Origin of the sequence: Kitasatospora sp. NPDC093558, assembly GCF_040683475.1 — a bacterium.
GTDB lineage: Bacteria > Actinomycetota > Actinomycetes > Streptomycetales > Streptomycetaceae > Kitasatospora.
Genome location: NZ_JBFBDY010000014.1, coordinates 1 through 15,729 on the forward strand (window position 1 = coordinate 1; position 15,729 = coordinate 15,729).

Below are 15,729 nucleotides of genomic sequence, written 5' to 3' on the forward strand. Positions count from 1 at the left end.
GATCTCCCAGCCCGGCATGACGCGGCGACCGGGCCGGGCGCGGCGCCGAGCAGGCCGTGGAGGCCTACAACGGCGCCCAGCTCGCGCTCACCCGGGCCCGCGCCGAGGAGGCAGCCGCCACCCAGCGGGCAGCTGCGGCGGAGACGGACCGGGTCGCCGCGGTCGAGGACGCCGCCCAGCTCGCCGCCGAAACGTACCGGCAGGGCGCCGGCGCCGAACTGGCCGCGCTCAACGCCCTGCTCCGCGCGCGCGGACCCCGCGAGCTCGGCGACCGCGCCACCGCGATCGGCGTCGCCAGCGACCGCACCCGGCAGATCCTCGACAACGCCACCGCCACGGCCGCCGCCGCGAGCCACGCCTCCGACGCCGCCCGGGCCGCCACCGAGGCCGCCGGGCGGGCCGCCGCCGAGGTCGGCGCCGCGCGGGGCCGAGCAGAGGAACGGCTGGCGGCGCAGCAGAGCGAGGTCCTCGCGATCGGCCGCCGCCGCGAGCAGCTGCTCGTCGACCTGGCCGCCGCCCGGCACACCACCGTCGAACTGGAGCGGCAGCGGCACGACGCGCTGGAGGCGATCGCCGCCCGCGAGGCCGAGGAGGCCGCCAGGGCCGCAGCCGAGAAGGCGGCGGCCGAACAGGCCGCGGCGGAGGCGGCCGCTGCTGCTGCCGCAGCCCAGGCCGACCCGGCGGCGCCGCCCGTCCGCCCGTGGTCCGCCGAGGGCGCGGCCGCCGCCATCGCCTTCGCCCGCTCGAAGATCGGCCTGCCGTACGTCTGGGGCGGCGAGGGCCCGGACGGCTACGACTGCTCCGGGCTGACGATGATGGCCTGGCGCGAGGGCGGCCGGCAGCTCAATCACTTCGCCGCCGACCAGTACGCGCAGAGCACCCCCGTCCGCTACCGCGACCTGCGCCCCGGCGACCTCGTCTTCTGGACCGACACCGGCCGCGCCGGCGACATCCACCACGTCGGCCTCTACATCGGCGACGACCAGATGATCGAGGCCCCGCGCGTCGGCATGCCGGTCAAGCAGGCCAGCCTCTGGATCATGGGCACCCCGGACTTCTACGCCCGCCCGTAGGGGGCGCCGGGCGCTATTGGCCCATCCACTCGAGGGACGGCACCGCGTCCCGTTGGACGCGCGCCAGCACGCTGTTCCGGATCCAGGCGGCGGAGAACGGCAGGACCAGGACGGAGACGCCGACCGCACCGCCGATCCGCCGTGACGTGAGGCTGTCGCACGCCGCCGTGTAGTACGAGTTGTCCGCGCCGTCGAAGAGGGCCGGCGCGCCGCAGTGGTTGTAGGGAGAGGCGCCGTCGGCGGTGACCGGGTAGAACGCCAGCCAGGCCGCCCAGATCCAGCCGATGACCGCCAGCGTTCCCATGGCATTCGCCCAGGCCCTCCGCCGTTGGTAGAGCTTCAGCGTGGCCGCGAAGTTGTCGTCCATGGCTCCCCCCGAGGAACTCGTCTGCGTCTGAACGACGTCGAGCATCCCAGGGCCGGTCCCGGGCCACCACCGGTTCCGGTGATCTTGTCGGTGCCCGCCGCTAGCGTGGGGAGTTCCGATCGTCGGCGAGGAGGCGCTGGTGCGGCTGCGGGATGTCGAAGAGGGCGATGCCGGGGCGTACGTGCGGATGCGGTGCGATCCCGTGATGATGGCCGAGCTCGGCGGGCCGCTGCCGGAGGAGAAGGTGCTCGAGCGGCTGCGCAAGGACGTGCGGGATGTCGCGGAGGACCGGTCGTGGATCAAGGCGATCGTCGTGCCGGACGGCGCCGGGGAGGTCATGGCCGGCGGGATCGCGCTCTGGTCGTACGAGGAGGACGGCGTTGCCGTCTCCGAGGTCGGCTGGATGGTGCTGCCCGAGTTCCAGGGCCGCGGGCTCGCGAAGGCGGCGGTCCGGGAACTGCTGGACGCGGCGGCGCGGGACGGCCGGTGGGGCGAGGTGCACGCGTTCCCGGCCGTGACCAACGGGCCGTCCAACGGGATCTGCCGGGCGCTCGGGTTCCGGCTGCTCGGCGAGCGCGACGTCGACTTCGCGGACCGCGTGCTGCACTGCCGGCACTGGGTGGTGAAGCCGGGGGAGCACGTCGGGTGAGGGCGTCGAATGAGGGCAGCGGGGGAGTGCGTCGGATCGTGCACGGATCGGGCACGAATAAATGAGATGCCGTCATTGGGGCCCGGTCGTACCGTGGCCCCATGGGCAACACGACCGACGATGGGGCCGTCGAGACGGTCAACGGAATTGAGATCCGCGCGATTTCCGAGGACGAGGTCGCCGCGTGGGACCGCGCGCTCGCCCTCGGCTTCCTGCGCTCGCACGTGGAGAGCGCCGCCGACTACCGCCGCCTGCAGTGGCAGCCGGGGCGTGTCCTCGGCGGCTTCGACGAGGGCCGCTGCATCGCCACCTTCCGCAGCTTCGACGTCGAGCTGACGGTCCCGGGTGGCGCCACCATCCCGGCCGACGCCGTCACCGCCGTCACGGTCAGTGCCACCCACCGCCGGCGCGGCCTGCTCAGCGCCATGATGCGGCGGGACTTGGCCGCCGCGCGCCGGCGCGGCTCGGCGGTCGCCGTGCTGATCGCCGCCGAGTTCAACATCTACGGCCGCTACGGCTTCGGCCCGGCCACCCGGGGCCACGGCTGGGACGTCGACCTCAACCGCACCCGCGGCCTGCGCGAGGGCCTGCCCACCGTCCTGGGCGGGCGGATCGACTTCGTCACCATGGAGGAGCTCCGCAAGATCGGGCCCGAGCTCCACGACCGCTGGCGGCTCACCCAGCCCGGCGCGCTCGCCCGCGACGAGCTGTGGTGGAAGCGCCACACCGGCGAGATCAAGGTGCCGGGCTTCGAGTTCAAGGAGCCGTTCGTCGCCGTCCACCGGGACGCCGAGGGCACCGCCACCGGCGCGGTGGCCTACCGCGTCGACGACACCTGGGACGGCAGCTACCCGAACTGCACGCTCACCGTGGTCGACTTCCTCGCCCTCGACCGGGCGACGGCGGCCGAGCTGTGGCGGTTCGTGCTCGCCGTCGACTGGGTGCGCAAGGTCGTCGTCGAGAACATCGGCCCGGACGACCCGCTGCCGCTGCTCCTCCAGGACCCGCGCGCCGCGACCCCGTACGTGGAGAACGCCGACTTCATGTGGCTGCGCGTGCTCGACGTCGAGGCGGCCTTCAACGCCCGCACGTACGGCGCGCCCGGGCGCGTGGTGCTGGAGGTCGAGGACCGGCTCGGCTTCGCGGCCGGCCGCTGGGCGATCGAGGTCGCCGCCGACGGAACCGGCCGCTGCACGCCGACCGACGACGCGGCCGATCTCGCCCTCGGCGCCTCCGAGTTGGGCACGCTCTACCTGGGCGGCGAGACGCTCCCGCGGCTGGCCGCGGCCGGCCTGGTCACCGAGCTGCGCCCGGGCGCAGCCGCCGCGGCCGACCTGCTGCTGCGCACCCCGCTGCTGTCCTGGAACCCGGACAGCTTCTGAGCCCAGGCGATCCCGGAGCCGGCCCGCATCCGCGCAGGCCGGCTCCCGCCGTTCCCAGGTGCCTTGCGTGGCGCCCTACTTGACGGCGGTCTTCCCGATCGTCGGCAGGATGAAGTCCTGGATCAGGCCCTTGGCATCGCGGACGATCGGGCGGAAGACCCGATAACGCGAGAGGTTGATCACCCGGGCGGCCATGGGGGTGGACCGACGGACGAACTCCCGGGTCCGCTCGGTGTCCTCGGTCCGGTCGAAGACCCAGTAGAGGACCACGACCATCAGGTGCAGCCAGAGCACGTCGGGCAGCAGCTCGACCAGCTCGGCGTCCAGTTTCGGTGCCAGCTCCGAGCCCTGCAGCACGTCGCGGAACAGCTCCACGGCCGTCGCTCGGGCGGGGTGGGACTCGTTCGAGAACGGGCTCAGCGAGCTGGACGGATCGGCGGCCGTGCGGAAGAACTGCGCGGCGAACTCGTGGTACGGCGCGGCGGTGTCGAGCCAGGACTCCAGCGCGATCTGCAGCCGCTCGGCGAAATCCCGGGTGTGGGCCATGCGCTTCCTGGCGTCCGCCGCATGGTCGTAGGTCATCCGGTCGTAGAATCCTTGGATCAAGAATTCCTTCGCCGCGAAATAGTAATAGGCATTTCCGACCGAGACTCCCGCCTCGGTGGCGATGGCGCGCATGGTGGTCTTCTCGTACCCGCGCTCCTGGAAGAGGCGCATCGCGGTCTCCAGGATCAGCGCCCTGGTGGCCTCGCTCTTGTCCGTCTTCGGCTGGGCACGGCTGCCCCGAGGCTCGGCGGGTGCTGCGGCGGTGGCTCGGGCCACCGCGGCCTCCTCCGTGCCGCCGGGGACTCCTGCTCCGGTCGTCCCGTCCGGTTCGTTGCTCGCTTCCAGGTCTGCCACGCCACGAGCCTAGCCGGAGACCAGGTTCCATCCGGTGTCGGTGCACACGGCACCGGATGCCCCCTCCACATCCGGTGCCGCCGCCCCGCCCCCGCTTCTTTCGAACGCGTTCAAAAGCATGCTGGAACTGTAGCGGGCTGGATTGAACATGTTCAACTCCTAGGGTGTGGGAGGCTCGTCACATGATCGGTTCCGAGCAGACCAGCATTCGGCGCGGCGGGGCGGACGACGCCGGGGCCGTCGCGGACCTCCACGCGCTCAGCTGGCGCACGACGTACCGGGGGATCGTCCCCGCGGAGGCGCTCGGCGACGGGCTGGCCGCCCAGCGCCGCGAGCTGTGGGCGCTGCGGCTGACCGTCGACTACGGGGACCCGGCCGCCACGCCAGAGCTGCTGATCGCCGAACGCGCCGGGGAGGTCGTCGGGTTCGCCTACCTTGTGCCGCAGTTGGACGGCCGGGTGCTGCTCGACAACCTGCACGTCCGGCCCGGCAGCACCGGCGGCGGCATCGGCCGCGCCCTGCTGGCCGAGGCCCGCGCACACGTCGCCGCACGGCACCCCGGAGCCGACCTGTACCTGGAGGTGCTGCGGGACAACACCCGCGCGGTCGCCTTCTACGAGCGCGAGGGCGGCCGGCGGACGGGCGAGCAGGAGGGCGTGTTCCCGGGCGGCCACGTGCTGCCCGAGTACGAGTACACCTGGCCGGCGGAGGTTCGGATTGCCGACGGTCCTCCGGCGGATTCTCAGAATGAACTCTGATGGAACCCGGCGTTCGAGGCTGCGTGGAGGCACCTCCGAATTGTGGGGGAGAGCGCGCTTCTGAGACCTGTGGCACGTTGCGCCGCGGCAGTGCTGTGAAAGCTGGCCGACTGGTTGTCGGTGCTGGCTGTTACGGTTCCCGCCGTGAAGCTCGTGATGCAGGTGAAGCTTGTGCCGGAGGCCGCCCAGGCCGCCGCGCTGCGGGCCACCCTGCGCACGGTCAATGAGGCTGCGTGCTGGGTGTCCGGCGTGGCGTTCGAGCGCCGGGTGCCGGGTGAGTACGAGCTTCGCAAGCACACCTATGGTGAGTTGAAGGCGCGCGGACTGGGCGCGCAGGCTGCCCAGCACGTCATCAAGAAGACCCGTGACGCCTACACGACGTTGAAGGCGAACATCCGTGCCGGTAACCTCGGCAGGCCCGGTTCCCAACGCCGGGTCAAGGCGGAGTCCAGACCGATCAGGTTCCGGCCCGACGCCGCGCAGCCCTATGACGACCGGTGCCTGTCCTGGCAGTTGGACGCAGGAACAGTGTCGATCTGGACCACGGCCGGCCGACTCAAGGGCGTGCGGATCGCGTGCTCGCCAGACGCGCTCACGACGCTTCGCCAGCACCGCAAGGGCGAGTCCGATCTGATCGAGCGCGACGGCCGGTTTTACCTGATCGCCACCTGCGACGTTCCCGAGGCCCCAATGAACGAGGACCCGGCCGGGTTCATCGGCGTGGATCTCGGCATCGCCAACATCGCCACCACCTCGACCGGGTACCGGGCGGCCGGGCGCGGCCTGACCCGGCACCGCAAGCGCCAACGCGACCTGCGCAGGAAGCTGCAGGCCAAGGGCACCAAGTCCGCCAAACGTCTCCTCAAGAAGCGTGCCCGCAAGGAGGCCCGGCACGCCGCCAACGTCAATCACGTTGTCGCCAAGACCATCGTCACCACCGCTGAACGCACCGGCTCCGGTATCGCCCTGGAAGACCTCATGGGCATCCGCGACCGGGTACGGCTCCGTAAGGACCAGCGGACCACTGTGCACTCGTGGGGCTTCCACCAGCTCGCCGCCTTCGTGGAGTACAAGGCCAAGCGCGCCGGGGTGCCGCTGGTGTACGTCGATCCGGCGTACACCAGCCAGGAATGCTCCCAGTGCCATCACATCGACCGGAAGAACCGCGTCGACCAGGCAACGTTCGCCTGCCGGTCCTGCGGGATCGTCATGCACGCGGACGACAACGCGTCCCACAACATCGCCCGCAAGGGCGAGACCGTGTGGAGAGCGGGGCGTGAGTCACGCGTCCCAGCCACCCCATAGGTGGCTCAGACGTGGGAGGCCACGCGGCAGCCAGCCGCACCCTACCCACAAGCCTTGCCGTTAGGTCGGGTCAAGTTGACTAGTCGTACACCGTCACCGGCACCCCCCGCTCCGCGAGCCGTGCCCGCACCAGTGGTTCGACCCGCTCCCAGCGCCCGCCGGCCAGCCCGCAGCCGATCCTCGGCATGTGGACGGAGGCGCCCAGCCCGGCCGCCCGCTCGGCCAGGGCGGCCAGCGCGGTGTCGATGGCCTCGTACCGCACCGGCACCCCGCTGGAGCGCCCGGTCCGGATGCCGCGCTGGCCGACCATGTTGGCCACCCAGACGTACGGCTCCACCTGCACCAACTGCAGCGCGCCCAGCCCGAAGTCGTTCTTCGCGCGCTCCCGGTGCCAGCGGCGGAATTCCGTCTCCGGCTCGGGCCAGCGCTTGGACAGGGCGAGGACGAACCCCTTGCCCCAGCCGCCGAGGTCGTTGCAGACGTGTGCGATCACCTTGACGCCCTTGGCCTGGGGCGCGGTGGCGTCGCCGCGGACGTACGTGATGGTCGACATGTCCGAACGCTAGCGCCCGGCACCGACAATCCGTTCGGAATTTTCCGCCGCCTCGCGCCCCGCCCCGGACGCCGCCCCGGACCCTGTCCCGCGCCGGCTCCCCGATGTCAGGTGGCGCCGCCCCGCGAGGGCGATCAGCAGGGCGAGCGCCGCTGCCCCGGCGGGCAGTGCGTAGCCGGTGCCGGGCGGGGCGTGCTCGGCGACCGTCCCGGCGATCGCCGCGCCCGCCGAGATGCCGACCACGATGCCGGACACCGCGACCGCCATGCCCTCGTTCAACTGCCGCTGCGGCAGCAGCTCCTGGACGAGGGTCATACCGGTCACCATGGTCGGCGCGGTGCCGGTGCCGGCCGCGAACAGGGCCAGTCCGAGCAGGCCGAGCCCGGCCCCGCCCAGCCCGGCGGCGAGCGGCAGGAACAGCAGCAGCGCCATCGTGGCGATCCCGCGCAGGAACCGCGCGCCCGGCGCGGAACGCGGCGCCAGCAGCCCGAAGAGCAGTCCGGCCACGCACGATCCGGCCGCCACGAGGCCCAGCAGCAAACCCGCGACCGGCTTGTGGCCGAGCGCGTCGGCGTACGCGACCGTGGTGATCTCCGTCGAGCCGAACACCACGCCGGTGGCGAGGAAGGTCAGCACGAGGACGCGCAGCCCGGGCGTGCGCAGCGGGGAGCCGTGGCGCAGCGCCACCGGCGCACCGGCCAGCGGTGGTTCGGTGCGTCGCTGGGCGGCGAACAGCAGGCTGCCGGTGCCGCCGAGCGTCCCGGCCGTGAGCAGCCCGGCCTCGGGCGCGACGGTCGTGCAGAGCAGCATGCCGAGGACCGGCCCGGCCATGAAGCAGAGCTCGTCCAGCGCCTGTTCGAGGGAGTTGGCCACGTGCCGGGCGGCGGGGTCGTCCCGGTAGAGGTGCGCCCAGCGGGCGCGGGCCATGCCGCCGAGGTTGGGTGCCGCGGCGCAGGCCGCCCAGCAGGCGTAGAGGGTCCAGTCGGGCGCGCCGAGCCGGACGCAGAGCACGAGGCCGAGCATCGGTACGGCGTTGTACAGCGTCGCCGGGACGGTCACCCGTGCCTGCCCGTAGCGGTCGACCAGCCGTCCGATCAGCGGCATCCCGATCGCGCCGGTGGCGAGCCCGGCCGCCGCGACGGTGCCCGCCAGCCCGTAGGAGCCGCGCCGCTCGGCGATCAGCACCACGAGCGAGACGCCGGTCATCGAGAGCGCGAGCCGCCCGAGCAGCCCGGCCAGCGTGAACGCGGTGGCGCCGGGCGCGGCGAACAGACGCCGGTACGAGGCGAGGACGGACGGGCCGTGGGTGGACGCGAAAAGGGCGCGCGGGGCCATGGGGCTCCTGGGGAGTCGTGGGGGTGTGGGGGGAACGCCCTCAGCCTCGCCCGGTGGCCCGTCCGCGGTCCAACACCTGTTCCGTCGCACTGACAACACGGTGTTGTTAATCTGCCGTCATGCCCGTCGACCTGCACCCCCGCCTGCTGCGCGGCTTCGTCGCGACCGCCGAGACGCTCCACTTCGGCCGGGCCGCCGGCCTGCTGCACGTGGCGCAGCAGGCGCTCAGCCGGGACGTCCGCGCCCTGGAGAAGCTGCTCGGCGACGCGCTGTTCACCCGCACCACCCGCAGCGTCGAACTCACCCCGGCCGGGCGGAGGTTGCTGCCGCAGGCCCGCCAACTCCTCGCCCTGCACGACGAGATCGTCGCGGGCGCCGCCGAACGGCCGCTCCTGCTCGACCTCAACAGCGATGTCACCGGCCCCGACCTGACCGCCGACCGGGTGCTCGCCCGGGCCCGCGCCGCCCGCCCCGAGGGCGAACTGCTGGCCCGCTTCCACGGCGGCCTCGCGGCGGCGGCCGGCGAACTGCTCGCCCACCGGCTGGACGTGTCCTTCGGCCGCTTCGCCGGGCTCCCCGCCGCTCTGCGTGGCCAACTCGTCCAGCTGCCCGTCCGGTTGGAGCACATCTCGGTGATGATGGCGGACACCCACCCGCTGGCCGGCCGCCCGGTGCTGCGCCTCGCCGACCTGACCGGGCACCCCGTCGACATCTGCGCCGGCAACCCGGCCACCACCGAGTGGACCGACCTCGGCACCCGCCTGCTGCGCGAGCACGGCCTGACCGCGGCGGCCCCGTACGTGCCGCCGGTCGGCGTGGATGAGACCGCCCGCTACCTGGCGCGGCACGGCGACGCGATGCTGACCACGGTCGGCGGCCCGCGCATCCCGGGCGCCGTGAACGTGCCACTGGTCGAGCCGGTGCCGCTCTGCCTGGTCAGCCTGGTGCACCGGCCGGGGCTGCGGCACCCCGGTCTGACGGCGCTGGCCGGGGTGGCGGCCGAACTCGGCGCGGCCGAGGGCTGGCTGCGCCGCCCGCCGGGCAGCTGGCTGCCGTCGCCGGACGCGGCGCTGCTCCCGGGCTGAGGCGGCGCTGCTCCCCAGGTGAGGCCGGCTGAGGCGGACGCGCCGCTGTGGCCCCCTGTTGTGCGCGGAAACGAAGCACCGCCCCTGCCGTTCGGGGGTCGGCTGGGGCGGTGCGGCTGCGGGCGCAGCGCTCGGCCGGGTCAGGCGGCCTTCACGGCGGAGATGTCGAAGCTGAGCTTGACCTTCTCGCCGATCAGCACGCCGCCGGTCTCCAGCGCCGCGTTGTAGCTCAGGCCGAAGTCGCTGCGGTCGACGACGGCGGTGCCCTCGAAGCCGACCCGCGCGGCGCCGTAGGCGTCAGTGGCGCTGCCGGTGTAGTCGAGGTCGAGGACGATCGGGCGGGTCGTGCCCTTGATCGTGAGGTCGCCGGTCATCCGGTAGGAGTCGCCGCGCAGCCGCTCGGCCGAGGTGCTGCGGAAGCGGATCTCCGGGTGGGTGTCGACGGCGAAGAAGTCGCCGGTGCGCAGGTGCTCGTCGCGCTGGGCCTGGTTGGTGTCGATGCTGGCGACCTTGATCACCAGTTCGGCGCTCGAGTTGCCGGGCGTGGTGCCGTCGAGGTGGAGCTTGCCGTCGTAGTCGGTGAAGCGGCCCTTGACGTTCGTGACCATCGCGTGGCGCACCGAGAAGCCGACCTCGCTGTGTGCGGTGTCGATCGTCCAGTCGCCGGTCAGGTGGGCGAGGTCCGGCCCGGCCGGGGCCTCGACGACGGCGGTGGCGGTCTTGATGCGGTTGAACAGGCCCATGGCTCCTCCTCGGGTTCGAAGCCATTTTGTTTAGGCTTCAACTTCTTTCTGGAACCACCATAGACCCGCCTCGTTCAAACTTCAACCACTCTGGTGTGTCAGTGGCCGCGATTACGCTTCCAGGGCGACCCCGGTCAATCCACGAGCAGTCCCGCCACCCCTGAGAGGCCCGCCCATGTTCGTCCTGCACGCGCTCTGGCGCGCGGACGGCAGGCTGGCGCTCTGGGCCGAGGACGCCCGCCGCCACCCCACCGCGACGGCGGCCGAACCGCCCGACCGGACGGCCCCGCGCGCTCACCCGTACGCCTGCCCGGCCGCCGAGGTCGCCGCCGTGCTCGGCGGGATCGGCCCGGGCCTCGGCTGGCTCGCCGGCCAGGCGCCCGAACGCTGGGCCACCCTGCTGCTGCCGACGGCCGGCGCCCTGCCCGCGCCCTCCCCCGACCTGCCGGTCACCCCCGTGCGCGGTGCGGCGGTGCTCACGCCGTGGCGGGTGCCCGCGCTGCTCTTCGACGCCGGGGCGGCGGCCCAGCTCCTGGGCGAGGTCTTCGACCCGCACTGGGCCGTGACCGGCACCGAGCTGCCCGGCGTCGGGCGCGCCGACGTCGTCCACGGGCCGTCGCTGCGCTGGCTCACCGCCGTGCACGACCTCGCCTGGCGGACGGTCGGCGGCGGCCGGGTGCTGCCGCTGCTCCCGGCGGACGGCGCCCCGCAGGCCCGCTGGCTGCCGGACCTCACCCCCGAGGGCCGCCGCGAGGCCGCCGCCCTGGCCGCCGGCTGCCCGCCCGTGGCCCTGGGGGAGTGGCCGCCCACCGGCGCCACCGGGGAGTCGCTGGCGGACGCCGCCCTGAGCACCCTCGTGGACGCCGAGGCCAGGTCCGCCCTCGCCGCCGCGCCCCCGCTCCTGCCCGGCGACGGCGCCCCGGCGGGCGCGGCCGAGCACTGGCTGACGGCCCTCGCCGCCCCGGACGCCGCGTTCACCGCCGACCGGGACGACCTGGCCGACCTGCGCCGCCGGCTCGCCGCCTGGTACGCCGCCGCCGAGCCCACCGACCCCGCCCTGCGGCTCTGCTTCCGCCTCCTGGAGCCGCTCGGCCCGGACGACGGCGATCCCGAGGGCCGCCCGTCCGACGACGCCTGGCAGGTGGAGCTCCTGCTCCAGGCCGTCGACGAGCCGTCCCTGCTGGTCCGCGCCGCCGACCTGCACGAGGGCGGGGCCGCGCGCGCCGCGCTCGTCCGCAAGGCCGACGACCCGGCCGACGTCCTCGCCGCCGAGCTCGCCCGCGCCGCCCACCGCTGGCCGGAGCTGGACGGGCTGCGCCACCGCTCCCGCCCGTCCGCCGTCCCGCTCGACCGCGCCGGGGCCCTGGACTTCCTGCGCAGCGCGGCGCCCGCCCTCGCCGAGAGCGGGTTCGGCGTGCTGCTCCCGGCCTGGTGGCGCCGCAAGCCCCGGCTCGGACTCGCCCTGCGCGTCACCACCCCGCCCGCGCCCGGCTCGCTCGCCGTCACCAGCCAGGTGGACCGGGACGCCGTCGTCGCGTTCCGCTGGCAGGCGGCACTCGGCCCGGACGGCGATCCGCTCACCGAGCGGGAGATCGCCGAACTGGCCGCCGCCAAACAGGGGTTGGTCCGGGTGCGGGGCACCTGGCTGGAGGCCGACCCGGAGCAGATCGCCGCCGCGCTCGCCTTCCTCGACCACCGGCGGGACACCGCCGTCGCCACGACGCAGGTGCTGCGCATGGCGCTCGACCCCGAAGCGACGGTCGCCGGCCTGCCGGTCACCGCCGTCCGGGCCGACGGCCCGCTCGGCGACCTGCTCGCCGGGCGCACCCCCACCACCCCGGCACCCACGCTCCCGACGGACTTCCGCGCGACCCTCCGCCCGTACCAGGAACGGGGGTTGGCCTGGCTGCGGACGATGGCCGGGCTCGGCCTCGGCGCCGTCCTGGCCGACGACATGGGCCTCGGCAAGACCGTGCAGACCCTCGCCCTGCTGGCCGCCGAGCAGGCGGACGGCGCGAAGGACCCCACCCTCCTGGTCTGCCCGATGTCCCTGGTCGGGAACTGGCAGCGCGAGACCGAGCGCTTCGCCCCCGGTCTGCGCACCCACGTCCACCACGGCTCGGGCCGCCTCGGCGCGGACGAACTCGCCGCCACCGCAAGCGACATGGACCTCGTCATCACCACCTACGGGCTGGTCCAGCGCGACCTCGCGGCCCTGCGGAAGGTCCGCTGGCGCCGGGTCGTGGCCGACGAGGCGCAGCACGTCAAGAACGCCGGCACCGCCCAGGCGCGGGCGATCCGCGCCCTGCCCGCCGCCGTGCACCGGATCGCCCTGACCGGCACCCCGGTGGAGAACCGGCTGTCCGAGCTGCACGCCGTCCTGGACTTCGCCAACCCCGGGCTGCTCGGCCCGGCCGAGCGCTTCAAGGAGCGCTACGCGATCCCCGTCGAACTGCACCGCAGCCCCGACCGCACCGCCGAACTCCGGCGCCGCACCGGCCCGTTCGTCCTGCGCCGGCTCAAGACCGACCCGGCGGTGGCGGCCGAACTGCCCGCCAAGCAGGAGATGACCGTCTGGTGCAACCTCACCGCCGAACAGGCCGGGCTCTACCAGGCGGTGGTGGCCGACCTGCTGCGCCGGGTCGAGGGCATCCGGGGCGTCGAGCGGCGCGGCACGGTGCTCGCCGCGATCGGCAAGCTCAAGCAGGTGTGCAACCATCCGGCCCAACTGCTGCACGACGGATCGGCGTTGGGCGAGCGCTCGGGCAAGGTCGCCCGGCTGGCCGAGCTCCTCGAAGAGGCGCTCGCCGAGGGCGACCGCACCCTGGTGTTCACCCAGTACGCCGAGTTCGGCGCGATGCTCCGCCCGTACCTGGCCCGGCGGCTCGGCGAGGAGGTGCTCTACCTGCACGGCGGACTCTCCCGGGCCCGCCGCGAGGAGCTCGTCGAGCGCTTCCAATCCCCGGACGGGCCACGGGTGTTCATCCTCTCCCTGCGGGCCGGTGGCACCGGGCTCAACCTCACCGCCGCCAACCAGGTGATCCACCTCGACCGCTGGTGGAACCCGGCGGTCGAGGAGCAGGCCACCGACCGCGCCTTCCGGATCGGCCAGCGCCGCGACGTCCAGGTGCGCCGACTGGTCTGCGTCGGCACGGTCGAGGAGCGGATCGACGAACTCCTCACCGCCAAGCGCGCGTTGGCCGAAACGGTGGTGGGAGAGGGCGAGCACTGGCTCACCGATCTCCCCGCCGACGCACTGCGCGAACTGATCGAACTCACCCGCGACGACGCGGTGGCCGAGGAGGACGCATGACCGAGCGAGACACGGCCCCCGCCGTGAACGTCGCCGCCTACTGGCGAGGCGACTTCACCCTGCGCACGGAGGAACCCGCCGAAGAGGACGAACCCTCGCTCCGCCGCCTCGGCCCGTCCGGCATCACCGTGCGCGGACGCGACCTCGCCGCCGTGCTCGCCCCCGCCTACGACACGTTCCGTGACTGACCGGCGCCACCCTGAGGTAGCGTCATACGGGTGACCGTTCCACTCGAACACCCAGGCCTGGCCGCCTTCGAAGCGCACCGACGGATGATCTTCGGCATCGCCTACCGGATGCTCGGCAGCGTCGCCGACGCCGAGGACCTCGTCCAGGACACGTGGCTGCGCTGGAGCCAGGTCACCGGCCCCATTGCCAACCCGGCCGGCTACCTCGCCCGGACGGTCACCAACCTCGCCCTCAACCGGCTCGACTCGGCCGCCGTCCGCCGCGAGTCCTACGTCGGCCCGTGGCTGCCCGAACCGCTCGTCGGCGAGCCGGACGCGACCGAGGACGTCGAACGCGCCGAGACCGTCTCGCTCGCCGTCATGGTGCTGCTGGAGAGCCTCTCCCCGCTGGAGCGGGCCGTCTTCGTCCTCAAGGAGGTCTTCGGCTTCTCCTACAAGGAGATCGGCGAGGCCCTCGACCGCACCGAGGCCGGCTGCCGCCAGGTCGGCAGCCGCGCCAAGGCCCACGTCCAGGCAGGACGGCCGCGCTACGAAGCCCCGGCGGACCTGCGCCGCCGCGCCACCGACGAGTTCCTCGCGGCCTGCGTTGGAGGCGACCTCAACCGGATGCTGGAGCTGCTCGCCCCCGACGTCACCGCCTGGACCGACGGCGGCGGCGTCGTCCGCGCCGCCCTGCGCCCCGTCACCGGCGCCGACAACGTGGCCCGCTACGTCCTCGGCGTCATCAAGCAACTCGGCGAAGCCGGCGTCCGCCCGGCCCTCGTCAACGGCCAACCCGGCCTCCTGCTCACGGTGGGCGACCGCGTCGACACCGTCGCGGTCCTCGAATTCACCGAGGGCCCCGACGGCGCACCCCTCATCGCAGCCGTGCGCTCGGTCCGCAACCCGCACAAGCTCACCCGCCTCAACGCTTGACCCTCCACCTGGTCGAGGAACCACAGTGAGCGGCATGGAGAGCGACCTGCACAGCATCGGCGAACTGGCCCGCGCCACCGGCCTGGGCGTCGGCACCCTGCGCTACTACGACGGCGCCGACGTGCTCGCCCCCGCCGCCGTGGACCCGCAGACCGGCTACCGCTGGTACGGCCCCCGCCAACTCGCCGACGCCCGGCTCCTCGCCCGGCTGCGCCGCGTGGGCCTGCCACTGGCGGGCATCCGCGCGGTCCTCGGCGCCGGCTCCGCCGAGGCCCACCGGGTGGTCGACGCGCACCTGCGCCGCCTGGAGGACGGCCTCGCCGACGCCCGCCGCGAGCTCTCCCTGATCCGCACGCTGATCGACCAGAGGGAGCACCCGATGACCACCACCCCCGCCGAACTCCGGCTCACCGTCCCGGCCCCCGAACTGGCCGCCGCCCTGGACGCGGTGCGCTTCGCCGTCTGCGAGGACCCCGAACTCCCGGTCCTCGCCGGGGTGCTGTTCGAAGTGGACGGAGCCGCACTGCGCCTGGTCGCCACCGACCGCTACCGGATGGCCCTCGCCGAGGTGCCCCTGCCGGAGGCCCCCGACACGGAGCCGCAGCCCGGCACGATCGTCCCCACGGCCCTGGCGGACGCCCTGCGCGCACTGCTCGCCACCGGCGCAGCCGAAGCCGAACTGACCCTGGACAGCACCCGTTTCCGCGTCGAAACCGGCGGCCACCGGATCGAGGGCAGCACCCCCGACCTCGACTACCCGGACTACCGCACGCTCACCCGCCTCGACCCGCTGCACCGGGTCGACGTCCCCGCCGCCGACCTGCGCGGCGCCGTCGAGTCCGGCGCCACCCACACCCTGCCGTCCGGCCCCGACGGCACGGACTGCACGGTCACCGTCCTCGCCGTCACAGCAGACGGCCGAATCGCGGTGGCCCAGCCCGAAGCCGCCCCCGCACAAGGCGAACTCCGGGTGGCGGTCAACCGGGACTTCCTGCTGGAGGCCCTGGAGGCCGGCCGGCCCGAACAACTGGTCCTCGAACTCGGCGGCCCGATCGCCCCGCTGGCGATCCGCGCCCCCGGCCGCGACGGCACATTCTCCGTCCTGATGCCGATCCGAGTGCCCGAACTCGTACGATCCGCCGAGTGATCAGATGAGCTGACGA

Annotated in this window: 15 protein-coding genes; 10 read left to right on the forward strand and 5 right to left on the reverse strand. The window is 73.7% G+C overall.

The annotated features are described in order from the left end of the window. Positions 1–56 precede the first annotated feature (56 nt). The gene (locus AB0O00_RS03230; RefSeq protein WP_363648367.1) at positions 57–1,073 is read left to right on the forward strand and encodes a C40 family peptidase; all 1,017 of its coding nucleotides are present in this window, start codon (positions 57–59) and stop codon (positions 1,071–1,073) included. Between the two features lie 13 nt (positions 1,074–1,086). Here the strand turns inward: AB0O00_RS03230 and AB0O00_RS03235 are convergent, their stop codons facing one another. Continuing rightward, positions 1,087–1,440 (reverse strand): hypothetical protein, encoded by a 354-nt coding sequence (locus AB0O00_RS03235; protein ID WP_363648368.1) that lies wholly within the window; start codon positions 1,438–1,440, stop codon positions 1,087–1,089. Positions 1,441–1,579: 139 nt separating this feature from the next. Between AB0O00_RS03235 and AB0O00_RS03240 the strand changes: the two genes are divergently transcribed. Together AB0O00_RS03240 and AB0O00_RS03245 are read left to right on the forward strand one after the other, a co-directional pair. Further along, positions 1,580–2,089 (forward strand): GNAT family N-acetyltransferase, encoded by a 510-nt coding sequence (locus AB0O00_RS03240; RefSeq protein ID WP_363648369.1) that lies wholly within the window; start codon positions 1,580–1,582, stop codon positions 2,087–2,089. Positions 2,090–2,190: 101 nt separating this feature from the next. Continuing rightward, positions 2,191–3,471 carry a GNAT family N-acetyltransferase gene (locus AB0O00_RS03245; protein ID WP_363648370.1) on the forward strand — a complete coding sequence of 427 codons (1,281 nt, stop codon included), beginning with the start codon at positions 2,191–2,193 and terminating at the stop codon, positions 3,469–3,471. Positions 3,472–3,546: 75 nt separating this feature from the next. Here the strand turns inward: AB0O00_RS03245 and AB0O00_RS03250 are convergent, their stop codons facing one another. Next, entirely contained in the window at positions 3,547–4,371 is an 825-nt protein-coding gene (locus AB0O00_RS03250) for a TetR family transcriptional regulator (RefSeq protein WP_363648371.1), read from the reverse strand. Positions 4,372–4,553: 182 nt separating this feature from the next. On the opposite strand from AB0O00_RS03250, the gene AB0O00_RS03255 reads away from it, so the two are divergent. After that, positions 4,554–5,129, forward strand: coding sequence for a GNAT family N-acetyltransferase (locus tag AB0O00_RS03255; RefSeq protein WP_363648372.1), 576 nt, complete (start codon positions 4,554–4,556; stop codon positions 5,127–5,129). 144 nt (positions 5,130–5,273) lie between these two features. Then, complete coding sequence (locus AB0O00_RS03260) at positions 5,274–6,434, forward strand: transposase (RefSeq protein WP_363648373.1); 1,161 nt, start codon at positions 5,274–5,276, stop codon at positions 6,432–6,434. Between the two features lie 79 nt (positions 6,435–6,513). Here the strand turns inward: AB0O00_RS03260 and AB0O00_RS03265 are convergent, their stop codons facing one another. After that, on the reverse strand, positions 6,514–6,987 hold the full coding sequence (locus AB0O00_RS03265) for a macro domain-containing protein (protein WP_363648374.1): 474 nt from the start codon (positions 6,985–6,987) through the stop codon (positions 6,514–6,516). 9 nt (positions 6,988–6,996) lie between these two features. After that, entirely contained in the window at positions 6,997–8,322 is a 1,326-nt protein-coding gene (locus tag AB0O00_RS03270) for an MFS transporter (protein ID WP_363648375.1), read from the reverse strand. 119 nt (positions 8,323–8,441) lie between these two features. On the opposite strand from AB0O00_RS03270, the gene AB0O00_RS03275 reads away from it, so the two are divergent. Continuing rightward, positions 8,442–9,407: a LysR family transcriptional regulator gene (locus AB0O00_RS03275; RefSeq protein ID WP_363648376.1), complete on the forward strand. Its 966-nt coding sequence runs from the start codon at positions 8,442–8,444 to the stop codon at positions 9,405–9,407. Between the two features lie 140 nt (positions 9,408–9,547). Here the strand turns inward: AB0O00_RS03275 and AB0O00_RS03280 are convergent, their stop codons facing one another. Further along, a complete protein-coding gene (locus tag AB0O00_RS03280; protein ID WP_363648377.1) occupies positions 9,548–10,150 on the reverse strand; it encodes a YceI family protein in 603 nt (200 codons plus the stop codon). A 175-nt stretch (positions 10,151–10,325) separates the two neighbouring features. On the opposite strand from AB0O00_RS03280, the gene AB0O00_RS03285 reads away from it, so the two are divergent. The 4 genes from AB0O00_RS03285 to AB0O00_RS03300 are packed head-to-tail and all read left to right on the forward strand — an operon-like array spanning position 10,326 to position 15,713. After that, positions 10,326–13,463: an SNF2-related protein gene (locus AB0O00_RS03285; RefSeq protein ID WP_363648378.1), complete on the forward strand. Its 3,138-nt coding sequence runs from the start codon at positions 10,326–10,328 to the stop codon at positions 13,461–13,463. Continuing rightward, positions 13,460–13,651: a hypothetical protein gene (locus AB0O00_RS03290; RefSeq protein ID WP_363648379.1), complete on the forward strand. Its 192-nt coding sequence runs from the start codon at positions 13,460–13,462 to the stop codon at positions 13,649–13,651. The genes AB0O00_RS03285 and AB0O00_RS03290 overlap by 4 nt, the downstream gene beginning before the upstream one ends. A 30-nt stretch (positions 13,652–13,681) precedes the next feature. Beyond that, on the forward strand, positions 13,682–14,566 hold the full coding sequence (locus AB0O00_RS03295; protein ID WP_363648380.1) for an RNA polymerase sigma-70 factor: 885 nt from the start codon (positions 13,682–13,684) through the stop codon (positions 14,564–14,566). A 34-nt stretch (positions 14,567–14,600) separates the two neighbouring features. Continuing rightward, positions 14,601–15,713, forward strand: a complete 1,113-nt coding sequence (locus AB0O00_RS03300) for a MerR family transcriptional regulator (protein WP_363648381.1) — start codon at positions 14,601–14,603, stop codon at positions 15,711–15,713. Positions 15,714–15,729 lie beyond the last annotated feature (16 nt).